Raw genomic sequence first — 1,919 nt, 5'->3', positions numbered from 1 at the left:
TACCCGTGCTGACCTGTTGCCTCACGTAGCTTGTTACCCGTCGGATGGGCCGGCGGGGACAGCGCAACGTGACGAGGCAAATCAGCATGGCGACACGCAAGGAATTGATCGAGGCACTGCGGCTGCGATATCGCAGCGCGGCGCTCGGCGATCGAGTCAGGATCCTCGACGAGTTCGTGGCCCTGACCTGCTACCACCGCAAGCACGCGATCCGCGTACTGCGCGGCGAGTTCAGCCAATCTACCGAAGTACGACTGCGCAACCGGGTATACGACGAGGCGGTGGCACAGGCCTTGACGGTGTTGTGGGAAGCTGCCGATCGGGTGTGCGGCAAGCGCCTGAAGGCGCTGATTCCCATGCTGGTAGATGCCATGGAGCGGCACGGGCACCTCGACCTGGATCCTGTCATCAAGACCAAGGTCCTGCAGGTCAGTGCGGCAACCATCGACCGCGTTCTGGCCGCCACACGAGCCCACATCGACGGGCAGCGCAAGCGGCGCAAGGGCGTGGGCGCGGCGATCCGTCGCAGCATCCCGGTTCGCACCTTCGCCGACTGGCTCGATCCGCCGCCCGGGTTCTTCGAGATCGACATGGTCGAGCACTGCGGCGGTCCCAAGGCGGATGGTGACTACGTCCACACCCTCACGCTGACCGACATCGCCACCGGCTGGACCGAGTGCGTGGCCCTGCGGATGCGCGAGCAGATGCTGGTGATCGAAGCGTTCGACAAGGTGGCCGCCGAGCTGCCGTTTCCCATGCTCGGCGTGGACTCGGACAACGACAGCGCCTTCATGAGCCAGAGCGTCTTCGACTACTGCAAGGGGCATGGTCTGGTGCAGACACGCTCGCGGGCTTACAAGAAGAACGACCAGGCGTGGGTCGAGCAAAAGAACGGCGCCATCGTGCGGCGGCTGGTTGGCTATGGGCGCCTGAGCGGGGCCGCCGCTACGATGGCCCTCGCGAAGTTGTATGCGTCATCACGCCTGTACATCAACTTTTTCCAGCCCTCGTTCAAGTTGAAGTCGAAGACGCGCGACGGTGCACGCGTGCACAAGGTCTACTTCAAGCCGGCGACGCCATGTGATCGGCTCCTTGCCCACAGCAAAGTAGATCCAGCTATCAAGGAAAAATTGAAGGCTCACTTCCTGACCCTGGACCCCGTGCGGCTGTTGCAAGAGATCCGGCTTGCTCAGCAGACGCTGAGCGACATAGCGTCCCACGGTACGAGCGCCGACGTGGTGGCAGGCACACCGGCCATCACCGAGTTTGTAGCCAGCCTGGCGTCGGCGTGGAAGGACGGGGAAGCACGGCCAACACATCGCAAACAGCCCAAGGCCAAACACTGGTGGAGGACCCGGGTGGATCCCTTCGCCGATGCGTGGCCGGTGGTCGAGGGGTGGCTGCTTGCCGAGCCGGCGGTCTCGGCCAAGGTGTTGATGGAGCGGCTGGCCACCGTGATTCCCGACATGTATACCAGCAAGACACAGCTCAGAACCTTGCAACGCCGGGTAAAGGCCTGGCGGGCCGAGCGCGCGAAGGACATGGTTCTGGGTCGGCTGCGCATGCAGGATGCCAAGCTGGCTGAAACCTGAGGCGGCAGTTCAAAAACGCAGGCGCCGACGGGGGCCGGGCGCTTCGCGCCCGGCAGGCCATGGACATGTGGACGATGCGCCTGCGGCGCACCGGCAGCGACCGTGGACAACGCGCCGCTACGCGGTTGCGTTGCCCACCGCCGCCGCCTTCGACCACATGCCCACAGCCTCCGAGCATTGAAAATTCAAAGAATGAACACAGAGCGACAACAACCTGGCCAGTAACATTCCCTGGTGAGGCAACACGGCGGCCAGGATAGTTGACGCCAGCCATCAACCGGCTGTGCGACCCGGAGTCCAAGCTGGGGGTGCTGCGTTGGCTGCAAA

At 63.9% G+C, this 1,919-nt stretch carries 1 protein-coding gene; it reads left to right on the top strand.

Annotated features, from left to right (window positions below; all coding sequences use genetic code 11):
- The first annotated feature begins 44 nt into the window (after nt 1–44).
- Entirely contained in the window at nt 45–1,592 is a 1,548-nt protein-coding gene (locus tag ACOVRJ_RS04025; RefSeq protein ID WP_422042610.1) for an integrase catalytic domain-containing protein, read from the top strand.
- The last annotated feature ends 327 nt before the right edge of the window (nt 1,593–1,919 follow it).

The organism is Roseateles sp. (assembly GCF_049240545.1).
In the GTDB taxonomy this organism is placed as follows: domain Bacteria; phylum Pseudomonadota; class Gammaproteobacteria; order Burkholderiales; family Burkholderiaceae_C; genus Paucibacter_A.
The sequence above is the reverse complement of the archived record's forward strand: the minus strand, read 5'-3'. Positions and strand labels throughout refer to the sequence as shown.

Bases quoted from the DNA above. Each gene is read 5' to 3' on its own strand.
- ACOVRJ_RS04025 (WP_422042610.1), top strand. From the start codon at position 45: ATGGGCCGGCGGGGACAGCGCAACGTGACGAGGCAAATCAGCATGGCG.